This is a genomic window from Ewingella sp. S1.OA.A_B6 (assembly GCF_049889095.1).
Classification (GTDB): domain Bacteria; phylum Pseudomonadota; class Gammaproteobacteria; order Enterobacterales; family Enterobacteriaceae; genus Ewingella.
In genome coordinates this window covers 56,707-72,588 of record NZ_JBLJFK010000006.1, presented here as the reverse complement: position 1 = coordinate 72,588, position 15,882 = coordinate 56,707, and the positions used below count along the sequence as shown (strand labels likewise).

Genomic DNA, 15,882 nt, shown 5'->3' with positions numbered 1-15,882 from the left:
AATTTTCCAAACTGCCTTGTCCGCGGCAAGCACTGCCTGTGCTATGATCCAGCCCCTGCTGACCCCTAACCGGGCGATAACAATAAACTATTTGTGGTGATAGATGCGTAACAGCTATCTGGCGTTTCCCCAGTTTGATCCGGTCATATTCTCCGTAGGACCTGTTTCTCTGCACTGGTATGGTCTGATGTATCTGATCGGTTTTGTCTTCGCAATGTGGCTGGCGGTTCGCCGTGCCAACAAGCCGGGCAGTGGTTGGACGAAAGACGAAGTTGAGAATCTACTGTATGCCGGATTCCTCGGTGTTTTCCTCGGTGGCCGTATCGGTTATGTACTGTTTTATAACTTGCCTTTGTTCCTCGAAAACCCGCTCTATTTATTCAAAGTCTGGGACGGCGGTATGTCCTTCCACGGCGGTTTGATTGGCGTCATCGTAGTCATGCTGTGGTTTGCGCGTCGCACTAAGCGCACTTTCTTCCAGGTTTCCGACTTTATTGCTCCGCTGATCCCGTTTGGATTGGGGGCCGGTCGTTTGGGTAACTTCATTAACGGAGAATTGTGGGGCCGCGTCACCACCGATGTACCTTGGGCGATGCTATTCCCTGGCTCACGTCAGGAGGATATCGCCATTGCCGCCGCTGACCCTGCATTGCAGCCGTTGCTGAATCAATATGGTGTTCTGCCTCGTCACCCGTCGCAGGTGTATGAATTGCTGCTTGAAGGCGTGGTGCTGTTTATCATCCTCAACCTGTTCATCCGCAAGCCTCGCCCGATGGGGGCTGTGTCCGGTCTGTTCCTGATTGGCTACGGTGCTTTCCGTATTATCGTTGAACATTACCGCCAACCGGATGCACAGTTGGGCCTGTTTGACGGCTTCCTCAGCATGGGGCAGATCCTCTCCGTTCCAATGATTGTCATCGGTGTCATCGTGATAATCTGGGCCTATCGCCGCCCGCAAAAACAGTTGTCGTGAGGTAACATGAAACAGTATCTGGATTTAATGCGGAAGGTGCTCGATGAGGGCACACCTAAAGCTGACCGTACCGGTACGGGTACGGTGTCAATTTTCGGTCATCAGATGCGTTTCAATCTGCAAGATGGCTTTCCGCTGGTTACCACTAAAAAATGTCATTTGCGCTCTATCATTCATGAGCTGTTATGGTTCCTGAAAGGTGAAACCAACGTCGCTTATCTGCGTGAGAATAACGTCTCTATCTGGGATGAGTGGGCCGATGAAAACGGCGATCTGGGACCCGTATATGGCAAGCAATGGCGAGCCTGGGGCTCTGCCGACGGCAAGCAGATCGATCAGTTGACCAATGTGGTAAACCAGTTGAAGCAGGATCCAAACTCCCGACGCATTATCGTTTCTGCGTGGAATGTTGGGGAGCTGGATCAAATGGCGCTGGCGCCTTGTCACGCATTTTTCCAGTTCTACGTGGCCGATGGCAAACTCTCCTGCCAGCTATACCAGCGTTCTTGCGACATCTTCCTTGGCCTGCCTTTCAATATCGCCAGCTATGCCCTATTAGTTCATATGATGGCCCAGCAGTGTGACCTGGAAGTGGGTGACTTCGTCTGGACGGGCGGTGATACACATCTGTACAGCAACCACATGGATCAGACGCACTTGCAGCTGAGCCGTACACCACGTGCTTTGCCTAAACTCATCATCAAACGTAAGCCAGACTCGCTGTTTGACTATCGTTTTGAAGACTTTGATATCGAAGGCTATGATCCGCATCCTGCGATCAAAGCCCCGGTCGCTATTTAAGTCCTGACTTCCCCGTTGGCTCCACACTGGCGGGGAATCTTTTGCGCTAATCCTTCCTCCCGTTTCACGCCATCTTTTCTACGCTTTTTTCTGGTTTTCTCCACAATAATTCCGGCCTGTCTTACTGCCTTGCGAGCCATGTCGCATAAAATTTGTTATGTAAACTAATGCTCAAAAATGTTCCAGAGGATTGCTGGAAAGTGTTGCTTTGTCGGTTGTTGACCCGCCAGGGCTGAGTAAAATCTCCGCATGAAAAAATCCAACGACTCAAAACAACAAGGCATGAGCCTGATAGAAATCTTGGTGGTGATTATGCTGATCAGCATATGTAGCCTGTGGGGAATGCACGGCTGGCAGGGTTATCAGCAGGCGCTTCGCCTCGAACAGAATGCCCAGAGATTAAGGCTCTATCTCATCAGTTTACAGACGCAAGCTAATGCTTATAACCGTTCGATAATCTTATGGGCTATAGGCGGTATTCAAGGCTGTGTTGGCTATTCATTGCGCCCGGCAAGTTGTACTTCTTCTGAAGGTCTGCCGCGCTTTGTGATGTCTGAGTCTGACATGGAAGTTCTCGACTTCACTGAGAAAGTCATGGGGTTCTATGGCATACGTAATGCCGCACAGGCAGGGCATATCACATTGATGAATTCTGCGGGCAGCATTCGCTTGGTTCTTTCAGCCAGAGGGCGCATCAGATTATGTAGCGAAGGCAAACCTATGCCGGGATCGCCGCAATGCCTTTGAATCAAGTTCGTTCACAGGGCTTCACGCTGCCCGAGGTGCTGATGGCAATCAGCATTGGCAGCATGCTGATGCTCAGTGCGGCACAGCTCTATCCGATGTTCCGTCATCGTAGCCAAAGCCTTGGCCGGCACTTCCAACTGGATCAACTTCTAAGAGGAACGGCATTCAATATTGAAAAGGACTTGCGGCGTGCAGGGTTTTGCAATGGTGAGTGTAAAGGAAAGGCCGTAATGATCGGTAACAGTGACGGTGAGGCAGCGAATTCTTGCGTGATTATCATTTATGACCTGAACCGCAACGGCCGCTGGGATCCTCCAGGCAGCATTGAGCCAGACTATTTTGGCTACCGATTGCGTGACCGTGGGATAGAAACACAACGTGGAACAGACAATTGTTCAGAGGGCGGTTGGGAGAAACTTCTGGATCCATCGGAGGTGCAGGTGACTGGATTTAAGATCACAGACACTGTTTCGCCGAAAAATGGCCATTTATATTCAATAAGCCTGTCAGCCCGTTGGCGTGATGCGCTCACTATTCATCGGCACATTGAAAAGCGAGTGGCGGGGTATCAGCAGTGAGAGGTATTAGCAATCATACCGGCGGAAGTGAACGCGGCAGTGCGATGATATTGAGTATTTTGATGCTGATGTCGCTCGGTCTTTTGGTTCTGACTACCCTTGGACAGCATCTGTCTGGCGCGCTATTACTGACCGCGAATGAGCACCGCTATCTTATTGAATGGGAACAGGCGGAATCCTCGCTCAATTGGGGGATGCGACAATCCTGGGCAATATCCTCAGGGAACGGATGGCAGTGTCAGCGAAGAAATGTGAACGCCGCCGGACTGGGACAACCATTAAACAGCTGTATGCGACCCTCTTTACGGGAGGGTATTTTTTTGATCAAAGGTGAAGGGAAAACGACAAAGGGTGCATCGCCATTAACGTTGTACCAGCAAGTAACAGCGACAAAGACGCCAGGAGGACAATATGTTCTGGCTGCGCTTAAGCAGGGCTGGCTGGACTTCTGCCCCGAGTCTGACGCTGTCTATTGCGAGGCAACCAGCGCGGAGGCAACGGATGCAAAAGGGCTTTAGTTTGACGGAAGCCTTGATAGCCACTCTGCTATTGGCTGTTTCACTGCTGGGTTTGCTGCAATATTATCAGGCGCTGACTCAAGGTTTTATGCGTCAGTGGCAGTTCAGGCAGGCGTGGTCCGAGGCACATGCGCAACTTGATACCTACTCGATAACGGGTAAAGGTTATGCCATGACGCTGGCGGGCTGGCAGAGTCAGATCACGGTAACCGCCGGGCTTACCGGCTGTAAAATTGTTACTGTACGTATTCAGACTTTATCAGGATATATCGCGCAGTCCTCCCGCATAATATGTAACCCAGCTGTTTCACTGGGTTTGTGAGTGCCGTGAAGCCTGTGAGCACTGGTTTTCATTACCTCTTAAGCTGGGTAGAGTAGTCTGCTAAGTCCCTAAAAAGTTCTTTTCATTTTGTCCTCAAGGAAGCGCTAATGTTTACGGTTTATCATTCAAATCAATTAGATATTCTGAAAACGCTCACCACGGCGCTGATTGAAGGACGCCCGCTTGCCGATCCTTTCTGTCAGGAAGTGATACTGGTGCAAAGCCCCGGTATGGCCCAGTGGTTACAAATGGAGCTGGCGCAGACTTTTGGCATCGCGGCGAATATCGCTTTTCCACTACCCGCGACCTTTATCTGGGACATGTTTACCAAAGTGCTTCCCGATATTCCTAAAGAGAGCGCCTTCAGTAAAGATGCCATGACCTGGAAACTGATGTGGCTGCTTCCCCAGAAATTGGCCGATGAGGATTTCATCGCCCTGCGTCATTATTTGGATGATGATGAAGACAAACGCAAAATTCATCAGCTTGCCGCCCGCGTGGCGGACTTATTTGACCAGTATTTGGTCTACAGGCCTAAGTGGCTGCATGCCTGGGAAAACGAAAAGGAAATTGAAGGGCTGGATGCGTCTCAGCGCTGGCAGGCCTCACTGTGGCGTGCACTTTGTACTTACACCGAAGTGTTGCAGCAACCCGAATGGCATCGCGCCAACCTCTATCAGCGTTTTATTTCAGAATTAGATAAAGCCAAAGTGACGCCAGCCGGTTTACCCGCAAGAGTATTTATCTGCGGTATTTCCGCACTTCCGCCTGTTTATCTCCAGGCCTTACAAGCGCTGGGTAAGCATATTGATATTCACCTGATGTTTACCAATCCGTGTAAATACTACTGGGGCGATATTCAAAATTATGCTTTTCTGGCGCGGCTGCAAAGCCGTAAACGTCGTCATTTTATTGAGAAAACAGAAGCCTCTCTCTTTAGGGATCCCTCGCAGGCCGCCCAGCTTTTCAACGAGGAGGGCGAGCAGAATATCAGCAATCCTCTCTTAGCTTCGTGGGGCAAACTGGGGCGAGACCATATGTATTTATTGTCTCAAATAGATGACATTCAGGAGGTTCAGGCTTTCGTGGATGTAGGCCACAACCACCTTTTACATGCGATTCAGCAAGACATGCTGGAGCTGGAAGATAATGCCGTGATTGGCATGACCCCTGAAACCTTGTTGCACAGTAGGCAGAAACGGGTGCTGGCGCCGGATGACCGCTCCATAAGCCTGCATGTTTGCCATAGCCCGCAGCGCGAAGTCGAAGTACTGCATGATAATCTGCTGGCACTGATGGCTCAGAGTCCCGACCTCACTCCGCGTGACATTATCGTGATGGTTGCCGATATCGACAACTACGCGCCTTACATTCAGGCCGTGTTCGGCAATGCTCCGTCCGAGCGCTACCTACCTTTCGCGTTGTCAGATCGAAAAGCGAGTCAGGCTCATCCTGCACTTCAGGCTTTTATCTCGCTACTGGATCTGCCCCAAAGTCGCTTTACTGCGGAACAGGTGCTGGGGTTGCTCGAAGTTCCTGCACTGGCTGCGCGCTTCTCTATCGATGAAAATGGGCTACGCTTACTGCGCCAGTGGGTCGGAGAGTCCGGTATCCGTTGGGGATTGGACGATGACAATGTGCGTGAGCTATCGCTTCCCGCCACCGGCCAGCACACCTGGCATTTTGGCCTGACCAGAATGTTGTTAGGGTATGCCATGGATAGCCAGTCAGGTGAATGGCAGGGGGTTTTACCCTATGATGAGTCAACCGGGCTGGTGGCTGAGTTGGCCGGGCATCTGGCTGAGTTACTGATGCAACTCAGCCAGTGGCGAATGACCTTATCGCAGCCGCGTCCGGTGAGTGAATGGTTACCTTTATGTCAGGAACTGCTGGTCACTTTCTTCTCCGCCGAGGGCGAGACCGAAGTTGCGCTGGCATTGATTGAACAGCAGTGGCAAAAGGTGCTCAGCCATGGCGTGGCGGCGCAGTACCCCGATGTTGTTCCGCTGTCTATCCTGCGTGATGAACTCTCCTCAAGACTCGATCAGGAACGTATCAGTCAGCGTTTCCTTGCTGGCCCTATTAATTTCTGTACGTTGATGCCGATGCGTTCGATTCCCTTCAAAGTGGTCTGTCTATTGGGGATGAACGACGGTATTTACCCAAGGACCTTGCCGCCGTTGGGTTTTGATTTGATGTCGCAAAAAGTTGAACGCGGGGATCGCAGCCGCCGCGATGATGACCGCTACCTGTTCCTTGAAGCGCTACTTTCTGCTCAAGACCATTTGTATATCAGCTATATAGGACGCTCTATCCAGGATAACAGCGAGCGTTACCCTTCGGTTCTGGTCAGTGAACTGCTGGAATATATCGGGCAGAGTTACTGTCTTGAGGGCGACAGCGATTTAAGCGCCGACGAAAGTGCTGAGCGGGTCACTGAGCATTTACTTTGCTGGCATCCTCGCACCCCTTTTGATGCACTCAATTTTGAGGCAGGTAATGAGCATCAAAGTTATGCCGCAGAGTGGCTGCCTGCGGCCAGCCTGCAAGGTGATGAGGTTATTGAATTCAATCAACCGCTGGAACCTTTACCCCTCACGGAAGTGACACTTGATAACCTGCTGCGCTTTTATCGTCATCCGATAAAGGCCTTCTTCCAGATGAGACTGAATGTAAGCTTTGTGCTGGAGGAGACCGAACTCTCGGATGAAGAACCCTTCATTTTGGATAATCTCGATCGTTATCAGTTCAACTCGCAATTATTGAACACGCTCATTGAAGAACAAGACAGCAATCGGCTCTTTTCCCGCATTCGTGCCTCGGGCGGATTGCCCTACGGCCCATTTGGTGAAATCTACTGGCAGAAACAGCTCGAAGAAATGTCTGAACTGGCGGAACAGGTTCGTAGTGAAAGGCAGGAACACGCCAGTATTGAGCTGAATTTGGCGGTCGGAGATATTCAACTGACAGGCTGGTTACATCAGATACAGGAAAATGGGCCATTACGTTGGCGGCCTGCGGCATTATTGGCGCGGGATGGCTTATTGCTATGGATTGAACATTTGGCCTATTGTGCCTCAGGTGGCACGGCTGAGAGCCGCATGTATGGGCGAAGCGGAACTGCATGGCGCTATGCGGCTTTACCGCCTGAACAGGCGATGCAATATCTGGATGATCTTATTGCCGGCTATTTGCAGGGAATGACCGAGCCGTTAATTTTGCTCAATAAAAGTGGCTGGGCCTGGTTGGCACAATGCTTTGACCAAAGCTCCGGGGCTATTAGCCACGACGCAGAAAAGCAGGAGAAGGGCCGCAGTAAATTGCTGCAAGCCTGGCAGGGAGACTACCGAGTTTCCGGTGAAGGGGCTGACCCCTATATTCAGCGAGTTTTTCGGCAGATAGACACGCAAAAGCTACAGATTATTGTCCGTGAGGCAGAGCGCTTCCTTTTGCCTATTGCCCGGCACAATCTGGCATAGTAGAGCGATGATGCAAATTTATCTGATTGAGGGAGAGTGGCAATGTTAAAACAGCTTACCCGTATTTGCGGGTTACTGTTGTTATCGGTATTTTGGTTACCAGTCGCATGGTGTGCGACTGATTGGCAGCCGTATTCGCATGCAATCAATAAGAGTCAGAACGATCCGCGTCAGTATCAGGCAATAAAATTGGCCAACGGACTCACCGTATTGTTGGTTTCGGACCCTGAAGCGAGCAAGTCTTTAGCCGCATTGGCTATTCCGGTCGGGTCTCTGGAGGATCCTGATGCTCAATTGGGGTTGGCTCACTACACTGAACATATGCTGCTGATGGGGTCTAAAAAATATCCTGACCCTGAGAGCCTTTCTGAATTTCTGAAAAAGCACGGTGGTAGCCACAACGGCAGTACGGCTTCCTACCGCACGGCGTTTTATCTCGAGGTCGAAAATGATGCGCTGCAACCGGCGGTTGATCGCCTGGCCGATGCTGTTGCCGAACCCCTTCTTGACCCGACTAATGCCGATCGTGAACGTAATGCGGTTAACGCCGAGCTGACCATGGCACGTTCACGCGACGGAATGCGCATGGCTCAGGTCCGGGCGGAAACCCTTAACCCGGCACACCCTGGTGCGCGCTTTTCGGGCGGTAATCTTGATACCCTCAAAGATAAGCCTAACAGCAAGCTGCATGACGAACTCACGGCGTTTTATCAACGGTATTATTCTGCCAACCTGATGGTTGCGGTTATTTACAGTAATAAATCGCTGCCTGAACTGGCCCAAATGGCCTCCGATACCTTTGGAAAAATTGGCGACCACAATGCTGTGGTTCCGGCTATCACCGTGCCAACGCTGACTGACGCGCAAAAAGGCGTGATCATTCATTATGTTCCGGCCCAGCCGCGCAAGCAGCTGCGCATAGAGTTTGCTATCGCCAATAACAGTGCCGCTTTCCGCAGTAAAACTGACACCTATATCAGCTATCTGATAGGCAACCGCAGCCCCAATACGCTCTCCGACTGGTTACAAAAAGAGGGGCTGGCCGATGGCATTAACGCCGGTGCGGACCCTATGGTTGATCGCAATCAGGGCGTTTTTAATATCTCGGTATCCCTTACGGATAAAGGGCTTGCAGAACGTGATAGGGTGATTTCAGCGGTCTTCAGCTATTTAGCGCAAATGCGTCAACAAGGTATTAAACAAGACTATTTTGATGAAATTGCCCGCGTCATGGCGTTGGATTACCGCTATCCGGCACTGACCCGTGATATGGATTATGTCGAATGGCTGGTGGATACCATGTTGCGGGTTCCCGTTGAGCACGTTCTTGATTCGCCTTACCTGACCGATCAATTCGATCCTGCGGCCATCAGTTCACGTCTTGATGAACTGACGCCTGAGAACGCGCGCTATTGGTATATCAGCCCGGAGGAGCCGCATAACAAAACTGCCTATTTCGTCGATGCGCCTTATCAGGTGGAAAAGATACCGGCTGAGCAATTCGAAAAATGGAAAGCGGCAGAACAACAGATTTCGCTCTCTCTGCCTGAGTTGAACCCCTATATTCCGGATTCGCTGGCGTTAATAAATAAAGACGCTGAGGCTACGAAACCCCAACTCTTAGTGGAGAAAAAGGGGCTGAGGGTCTTTTATATGCCGAGCCGTTATTTCTCTGCCGAACCTAAAGCCAATGTCACGGTGTCATTTAGGAATGCTCAGGCGCTCGACAGCGCAAAAAATCAGGTGATGTACGGGCTGACTGATTATCTGACCGGTGTGGCATTTGATCAACTGAGCTATCAGGCCTCGATTGGGGGGATCAGTTTCTCCACCGCTCCTGATAAGGGTTTACAGTTTAGTGCCAATGGTTTCACTGAGCGTTTGCCGGTATTGCTCAGCAAACTGGTGGACAGTTACCCAAACTTCAAGCCAACGCAGGAGCAACTGGATCAGGCAAAATCATGGTATATAGAACGCCTCGCCTCTGCGGATAAAGGCAAAGCCTTCGAACTGGCATTACAGCCAGTGCAGTTGATGTCACGCCTGCCCTATACCGAAAGGGAAGAGCGTGAAAAGCTGGTCGCAGGTATCACACTGGAGCAGGTGAATGCCTATCGTGAGAGCCTGATCCACAATGCAGCCTTAGAGATCATGGTGATCGGCAATATGACACCGTCTCAGGTTAAAGCGATGTCTGAGGCGATCGTCAATAAAGTTGGCGCGCACGGTTCTACATGGTGGCGCGGCAGTCAGGTTGAAATCAGGCATCCGCAAAAGGTCAATATTCAGCGTCAGGGCAGCAGTACGGATTGCGCACTGGCCGCTGTTTACGTGCCAACTGGCTATAATGAAGTCCAGAGTATGGCTTACAGTTCACTGCTCGGTCAGATAATCCAGCCCTGGTTCTACAGCCAATTGCGTACTCAGGAGCAATTGGGGTATGCAGTGTTCGCGTTTCCTATTCCTGTAGGTAAACAGTGGGGCATCGGTTTCCTGTTACAAAGCAACAGCAAGCAACCTGACTATCTCTATCAGCGTTATCTGGCGTTTTATCCGCAGGTGGAGAAGCGCCTGCGCGAAATGAAAAATGGTGAGTTCGCCCAATACAAGCAGGGGCTGATGAACGAGATGCAACAACGACCTCAAACGCTGGATGAGGAGTCTGATCGTTTCGTCAATGACTTCAGCCGTGGGGATGACAGCTTTGCAACGCGTGACAAAGTTATCGCCGTTATGAATGACCTGACGCAGGTTCAACTGGCAGATTACTTCCACAAAGGGGTGATCAAGATGCAAGGATTGGCGATGCTCTCCCAGGTATCCGGTAATGACGGTAAAATCGCGAGCTATGCTGCGCCTGCCGGTTTCAAAACCTATCCAGACACTTCCGCATTGCAAAAAACCTTTCCCCATCAGGTGAGTCAATAATGACAGACATTACTCCGCAGAAACTTGAGCCTCTTACGCTGCCCTTAACAGGTACCCGGCTGATTGAGGCTTCGGCGGGTACGGGGAAAACGTTTACTCTGGCCGTGCTTTATTTGCGTCTGTTACTCGGTTTGGGTAAAGACGCCGCCTTCCCGCGCAGCCTGACGGTGGAGGAGATTCTGGTCGTGACCTTTACCGAAGCGGCCACCGAGGAGTTACGTGGTCGTATACGCAGCAATATTCACGAGCTGCGGCTCGCCTGCGTGCGCGGGCAAAGTGATAACCCGATGATGGTTGCGCTGATGGCGCAAATTGACGACCTGTTGTTTGCTGCACAAACCTTGCTGGCTGCCGAAAGGCAGATGGATGAAGCTGCGATTTACACCATTCACGGTTTTTGCCAGCGGATGCTCACACACAATGCCTTTGAGTCAGGGATCCTGTTCGAACAAACGCTGGTACAGGATGAACTGCCGCTCCGCCGTCAGGCTTGTGCTGACTTTTGGCGGCGCCACTGCTACCCGTTGCCTTTAAGTATTGCGCGAGCTATTTCGCAGGAGTGGAGCGGCCCGGAAGCCCTGTTAAGTGACCTCTCGGCCTATCTGCATGGTGAAATGCCTCAGTTGCGCCAACCGCCGTGCGATGATGAAACGATAGAAATCCGACACCAGCAAATAATTAGCCGCATAGATAATATCAAGAAAAAGTGGCGCGCTGCCGCAGCTGACCTCGGCGCTATCATTGCTGATTCTGGTGTCGATAAACGCAGTTACAGTACGCGTTTTTTACCGGCGTGGCTGGAGACGGTAGGTCAGTGGGTGGCACAGGATACGGAAGATTACAACTTTCCCAAAGAGCTGGAGCGTTTCAAACAGTCTGTCTTGTTTGAAAAAACCAAAAAGGGTAACCCGCCGAAGCACCCGGTTTTTGACTCAGTTGATGCTCTCTACGCTGAACCGCTGACGCTGCGAGATCTTATCGTCGCTCGTGCTCTGACGGAGATACGTTTTACGATCCAAAAAGAGAAGCGTCAGCGCGCTGAACTGGGTTTCGACGATTTGCTCAGTCGCCTCGACGGAGCATTACAGCAGCCCGGCGGTGAGTTGTTGGCACAGGCTATACGTGGTCGTTACCCGCTGGCGATGATTGATGAGTTTCAGGACACCGACCCCCAGCAATATCGGATATTCCAGCGGCTGTATCTAAACCAGGCACAGTGCGGCCTGTTGTTGATTGGCGACCCTAAGCAGGCGATTTATGCATTCCGTGGTGCGGATATTTTTACCTATATGCGTGCTCGTTCGGAAGTCAGTGCTCACTATACAATGGACACTAACTGGCGCTCATCTTCTGGTATGGTGCAGGGCGTTAACCATTTGTTTTCTCAGGTTGATTCACCTTTTCTTTTTTCACAAATTCCGTTTATTCAGGTTGTGCCCGCAGAAAAAAATGCTGCACTGGAATTCGATGTGGCCGGTGTGAAACAACCGGCGCTACATTTTTGGTTGCAACAGGGGGAAGGTGTCGGAGTCAGTGACTACCAACAGTTAATGGCGCGCCATTGCGCTGCGCAAATCCGAGATTGGCTGACGGCCGGTCAGCAACAACAGGCATGGTTGGTCACCGCTAAAGGGCGTCAGCCAGTGCAGGCGTCGGATATTACGGTTCTGGTACGAAGCCGTACAGAAGCCGCTTTAATTCGCGATGCATTAAGTAGCCTGAATATCCCATCGGTCTATCTTTCAAATCGCGACAGCGTATTTGATACCGCAGAAGCGAAGGATATTTTATGGATCCTGCAAGCTGTGCTGGCCCCGGAGCATGAACGCACGCTGCGCAGCGCAATGGCAACCGGTGTTATAGGGCTGGATGCCCTCACGCTCGATGGGCTCAGTAAAGACGAACACGCATGGGATGCGCTGGTCGATGAGTTTGATGGCTATCGTCAGCGATGGATGCGTCGTGGTGTTTTACCGATGCTCAAATCGTTAATCAGCCAGCGACATCTTGCAGAAAATTTATTGGTGATGAACGGCGGCGAACGGCGTCTGACCGACTTGCTGCATCTGGGAGAATTATTGCAGGAGGCGGCGGCTCAGCTCGATAGTGAGCACGCACTGGTACGCTGGGTGGCACAGCAGATCTCTGCCCCTGACCGGCAGTCGCAGAGTCAGCAGTTGCGCCTGGAAAGTGACCGGCATCTGGTACAGATAGTGACGATTCATAAATCTAAAGGACTGGAGTATCCGCTGGTCTGGCTACCATTTATCAGTAATTTCCGCCAACAGCAGCAAGGCTTGTACCACGATCGCGACACCTTTTCAGCCATGCTCGACCTTAACGGTGATGAGCAGAGCCAAACGTTGGCGGAAGAGGAGCGACTGGCGGAAGACTTACGTCTGTTGTACGTCGCGCTGACGCGTTCCGTTTACCACTGTAGCGTAGGGATTGCCCCGCTGATTCAGGGAGCGCGGAAAAAGCAGGGCAACACTGATTTGCATCTTGGTGCGTTGGGATATCTGGTTCAGAAATCACAGGCAGCTGATGTTCAGGGCCTTAACCAATATTTGTCGGCGTTGAGTAATGATGATGTGGTGTTTTCGACTATCAACTCTCCTGAACAAACGCCGTGGGTATCACCGGAAGAGGTCAGTAAGTTACTGTCTGCCAGAGTGGTTGAGCGGAAAATTCAGAACAACTGGCGCGTCACCAGTTATTCCGGTCTGCAACAGCACGGCACGGCGCTGGCACAGGATTTATTGCCACGTCTGGACGTAGAGGCGGCGGGGGAGCAGCAGCCTGCGCAAGAGGTGCAGATGAATGCGCACACTTTCCCACGCGGTGCTTCACCCGGTACCTTCCTGCACAGCATCTTTGAAGAGATTGCTTTTGACCAGCCGATAGATGATGAGTGGCTGCTCGGAAAACTGACCACGCAAGGGCTTGACCCAGTGTGGTTGCCGGTGCTGAAAACGTGGATCGACACCATTTTGCATACCCCACTCGGCGAGTCCTCGTTGACGCTGAGTGCACTTGACCGCAATAAGTTGCAGTCAGAACTTCAGTTTTACCTGCCTATTGATGGGTTGTTACAGGCCCCCCAACTTGATGCCGTTGTGAAGCGTTACGACAGCCTGTCTGCACTCTGCCCGTCGCTCGATTTCCAGCAGGTTAAAGGCATGTTGAAAGGGTTTATCGATCTGGTCTTTTACTGGGACGGACGTTATTACCTGCTTGACTATAAATCCAACTGGCTGGGTGAAGACAGCAGCGCCTATACGGAATCCGCCATGCAAAATGCTATGGCCGAACATCGCTATGACTTGCAGTACCAACTCTACACGCTGGCGTTGCACCGCTATTTGCACCATCGGGTGGTGGGCTATAACTATTCGCAGCATTTTGGCGGCGTTATCTACCTCTTCCTGCGTGGTATGGATATCGAGCATCCGGGCAACGGTGTTTTCCGCCGCAGACCGTCAGAAGATTTCATCGAGTCCCTTGACCGCTTATTCAAAGGAGAAACGGTGGCGGATGAAACGATGCTGACCCATTCGCAGCCTGCTGAAGGTGCTCAATGAACCTGTTATATGAACAAGCGCAGAACTCAGGCGCGTTGAGATCACTCGATGTTCAATTCGCCCGCATGGTTGCGTCGCGTAATACATCGGGCAGCGAACAAGCTGCATTAATGCTGGCAGCGGCATGCCTGAGCGCCGAAGCGGGGAGCGGCCATGTCTGCCTTCATCTTGAACAACTTCAGCCTGATAGGCTATTTGATGGTCGTTTCCCGGCTCTGGCTACGGCGCTCTGGCAAGGCGCTGGAGAGCCGGACATACAGCAATGGCTGGCACTGCTGCATCAGCACCCCTCCGTCAGTGATGGCTCACTTCCTGCGCCGCTGGTGCTGCAGGAAAATCGTCTGTACTTACAGCGCATGTGGCAGAGCGAAGGCGAGGTTGCGTCTTTCTTCAATGCTGAAAAAGTGGTGGAGGGAGCACCATTTGCTGTCGATGAAAAAAGGTTGCAGGTAATTCTAAATACGCTGTTTAGCGATGCTGATTCCGACAGCGACATTGACTGGCAGAAAGTGGCGGCCGCCGTGGCTGCGACCCGGCGCATTTCGATTATTTCCGGTGGGCCGGGGACAGGGAAAACAACCACGGTCGCCAAGCTGCTGGCGGCATTGGTTCAGCTTTATCCAGAACAAAAACTGCGTATTCAACTGGCGGCACCTACGGGTAAAGCTGCGGCACGTTTAACGGATTCCCTTGGGCATGCCATCCTGAAATTACCTCTCGATGCGGCAGAGCGTGAAATTTTCCCTAATGAAGCCTCGACGTTACACCGCTTGCTGGGTGCTCAACCCGGTAGTCAGCGTATGCGTTACCACCGTGGTAATACTTTACACCTGGATGTGTTGGTAGTAGATGAAGCCTCGATGGTTGATTTGCCTATGATGGCCCGGCTGATTGAAGCCTTGCCAGAGCAGGCGCGGGTGATTTTTCTCGGCGACCGCGATCAACTTGCTTCGGTGGAGGCCGGTGCGGTTTTAGGTGACATCTGCCGTTTTGCCGAACAAGGTTACAGCCCGGAACGTGCAGCACAGTTGAGCTATCTCACCGGCTGTCATCTCAAACCGACGCAAACGGCTCACCCCGCCACAGTGCGGGATAGTCTGTGTCTGCTGCGGCATAGTTATCGCTTTGACGCGGGATCGGGGATAGGGCTGCTAGCCACTGCTGTCAATAAAGGGGACAGCGCGGCGGCGGTGCGTCTTCTTGGCGGAGGTTTACCCGATGTTACAGGCTATCCGCTTAATGAAGCTGAAGACTTCCAGCCGCTGCTCGATGCCTGCGTCAGTGGGTATAAACCCTATTTACAAGCCGTAGCAAAGGGAGATTCAGCCGAGAGTATTTTGCTGGCATTCGGTCGTTTTCAGGTGCTTTGTGCTTTACGCGAAGGGCCATTTGGCGTGAAGGGGCTGAATGAGCGCATTGAGCAGTTACTCAACCGCAAAGGATTGATCCGCCGACCGGCGGTGCTGGCCGGTAAATGGTACGCGGGACGTCCGGTGATGATCAGTCGCAACGACAGTGCATTGGGGCTGTTCAATGGTGATATTGGCATTGCTTTACAGGATGGGCAGGGCGAGCTGAGAGTCTGGTTTCAACTGCCTGGTGGGGCAGTGAAATCAGTGCAGCCAAGCCGCTTACCGGCGCATGAAACTGCATATGCTATGACGGTGCATAAATCTCAGGGTTCTGAGTTCGAACATACGCTATTTGTGCTGCCTAATCACTTTCTGCCGGTACTGACCCGTGAGCTGGTTTACACCGCGATCACTCGTGCCAAGGCGAAGCTTTCGCTGTATGCCAGTGATAAAGTATTCAGTATTGCCACCCGCACGCGAACCCAGCGCCGGAGCGGGTTGGCGCATAGGTTGAGCGGTCAGGGATAGTCATCGGGTAGTGTTGACGGATAAGGCCAAATCGGACGCCCTCGTTGAAATGACGGCGTCCTTTTATTTATGGCT

At 51.9% G+C, this 15,882-nt stretch carries 10 protein-coding genes; all 10 read left to right on the top strand.

The features are described from left to right. The first annotated feature begins 103 nt into the window (after positions 1-103). The 10 genes from lgt to recD all read left to right on the top strand — a co-directional run bounded on the left by lgt (position 104) and on the right by recD (position 15,807). Positions 104-973 (top strand): prolipoprotein diacylglyceryl transferase, encoded by an 870-nt coding sequence (gene lgt / locus ACMV8I_RS13720; protein WP_498865767.1) that lies wholly within the window; start codon positions 104-106, stop codon positions 971-973. Positions 974-979: 6 nt separating this feature from the next. After that, on the top strand, positions 980-1,774 hold the full coding sequence (gene thyA / locus ACMV8I_RS13715; protein WP_498865766.1) for a thymidylate synthase: 795 nt from the start codon (positions 980-982) through the stop codon (positions 1,772-1,774). A gap of 249 nt (positions 1,775-2,023) precedes the next feature. Continuing rightward, the gene (locus ACMV8I_RS13710) at positions 2,024-2,521 is read left to right on the top strand and encodes a prepilin peptidase-dependent protein (protein WP_498865765.1); all 498 of its coding nucleotides are present in this window, start codon (positions 2,024-2,026) and stop codon (positions 2,519-2,521) included. After that, complete coding sequence (locus tag ACMV8I_RS13705) at positions 2,512-3,099, top strand: prepilin peptidase-dependent protein (protein ID WP_498865764.1); 588 nt, start codon at positions 2,512-2,514, stop codon at positions 3,097-3,099. The genes ACMV8I_RS13710 and ACMV8I_RS13705 overlap by 10 nt, the downstream gene beginning before the upstream one ends. Beyond that, the gene (locus ACMV8I_RS13700; protein ID WP_498865763.1) at positions 3,096-3,617 is read left to right on the top strand and encodes a YgdB family protein; all 522 of its coding nucleotides are present in this window, start codon (positions 3,096-3,098) and stop codon (positions 3,615-3,617) included. The genes ACMV8I_RS13705 and ACMV8I_RS13700 overlap by 4 nt, the downstream gene beginning before the upstream one ends. Further along, positions 3,601-3,939, top strand: a complete 339-nt coding sequence (locus ACMV8I_RS13695) for a prepilin-type N-terminal cleavage/methylation domain-containing protein (RefSeq protein ID WP_498865762.1) — start codon at positions 3,601-3,603, stop codon at positions 3,937-3,939. Before ACMV8I_RS13700 ends, ACMV8I_RS13695 begins: the two co-directional genes overlap by 17 nt. A 107-nt stretch (positions 3,940-4,046) precedes the next feature. Further along, positions 4,047-7,418, top strand: a complete 3,372-nt coding sequence (gene recC / locus ACMV8I_RS13690; RefSeq protein WP_498865761.1) for an exodeoxyribonuclease V subunit gamma — start codon at positions 4,047-4,049, stop codon at positions 7,416-7,418. A gap of 42 nt (positions 7,419-7,460) precedes the next feature. Further along, positions 7,461-10,346 (top strand): pitrilysin, encoded by a 2,886-nt coding sequence (ptrA, locus tag ACMV8I_RS13685; RefSeq protein ID WP_498865760.1) that lies wholly within the window; start codon positions 7,461-7,463, stop codon positions 10,344-10,346. Then, complete coding sequence (gene recB, locus ACMV8I_RS13680) at positions 10,346-13,927, top strand: exodeoxyribonuclease V subunit beta (RefSeq protein WP_498865759.1); 3,582 nt, start codon at positions 10,346-10,348, stop codon at positions 13,925-13,927. The genes ptrA and recB overlap by 1 nt, the downstream gene beginning before the upstream one ends. Further along, on the top strand, positions 13,924-15,807 hold the full coding sequence (gene recD / locus ACMV8I_RS13675) for an exodeoxyribonuclease V subunit alpha (protein ID WP_498865758.1): 1,884 nt from the start codon (positions 13,924-13,926) through the stop codon (positions 15,805-15,807). Before recB ends, recD begins: the two co-directional genes overlap by 4 nt. Positions 15,808-15,882 lie beyond the last annotated feature (75 nt).

Coding starts and splice junctions, on each gene's coding strand:
- thyA (WP_498865766.1), top strand. CDS start 980: ATGAAACAGTATCTGGATTTAATGCGGAAGGTGCTCGATGAGGGCACA.
- lgt (WP_498865767.1), top strand. CDS start 104: ATGCGTAACAGCTATCTGGCGTTTCCCCAGTTTGATCCGGTCATATTC.
- recD (WP_498865758.1), top strand. CDS start 13,924: ATGAACCTGTTATATGAACAAGCGCAGAACTCAGGCGCGTTGAGATCA.
- recC (WP_498865761.1), top strand. CDS start 4,047: ATGTTTACGGTTTATCATTCAAATCAATTAGATATTCTGAAAACGCTC.
- ACMV8I_RS13705 (WP_498865764.1), top strand. CDS start 2,512: ATGCCTTTGAATCAAGTTCGTTCACAGGGCTTCACGCTGCCCGAGGTG.
- ptrA (WP_498865760.1), top strand. CDS start 7,461: ATGTTAAAACAGCTTACCCGTATTTGCGGGTTACTGTTGTTATCGGTA.
- ACMV8I_RS13695 (WP_498865762.1), top strand. CDS start 3,601: ATGCAAAAGGGCTTTAGTTTGACGGAAGCCTTGATAGCCACTCTGCTA.
- ACMV8I_RS13710 (WP_498865765.1), top strand. CDS start 2,024: ATGAAAAAATCCAACGACTCAAAACAACAAGGCATGAGCCTGATAGAA.
- recB (WP_498865759.1), top strand. CDS start 10,346: ATGACAGACATTACTCCGCAGAAACTTGAGCCTCTTACGCTGCCCTTA.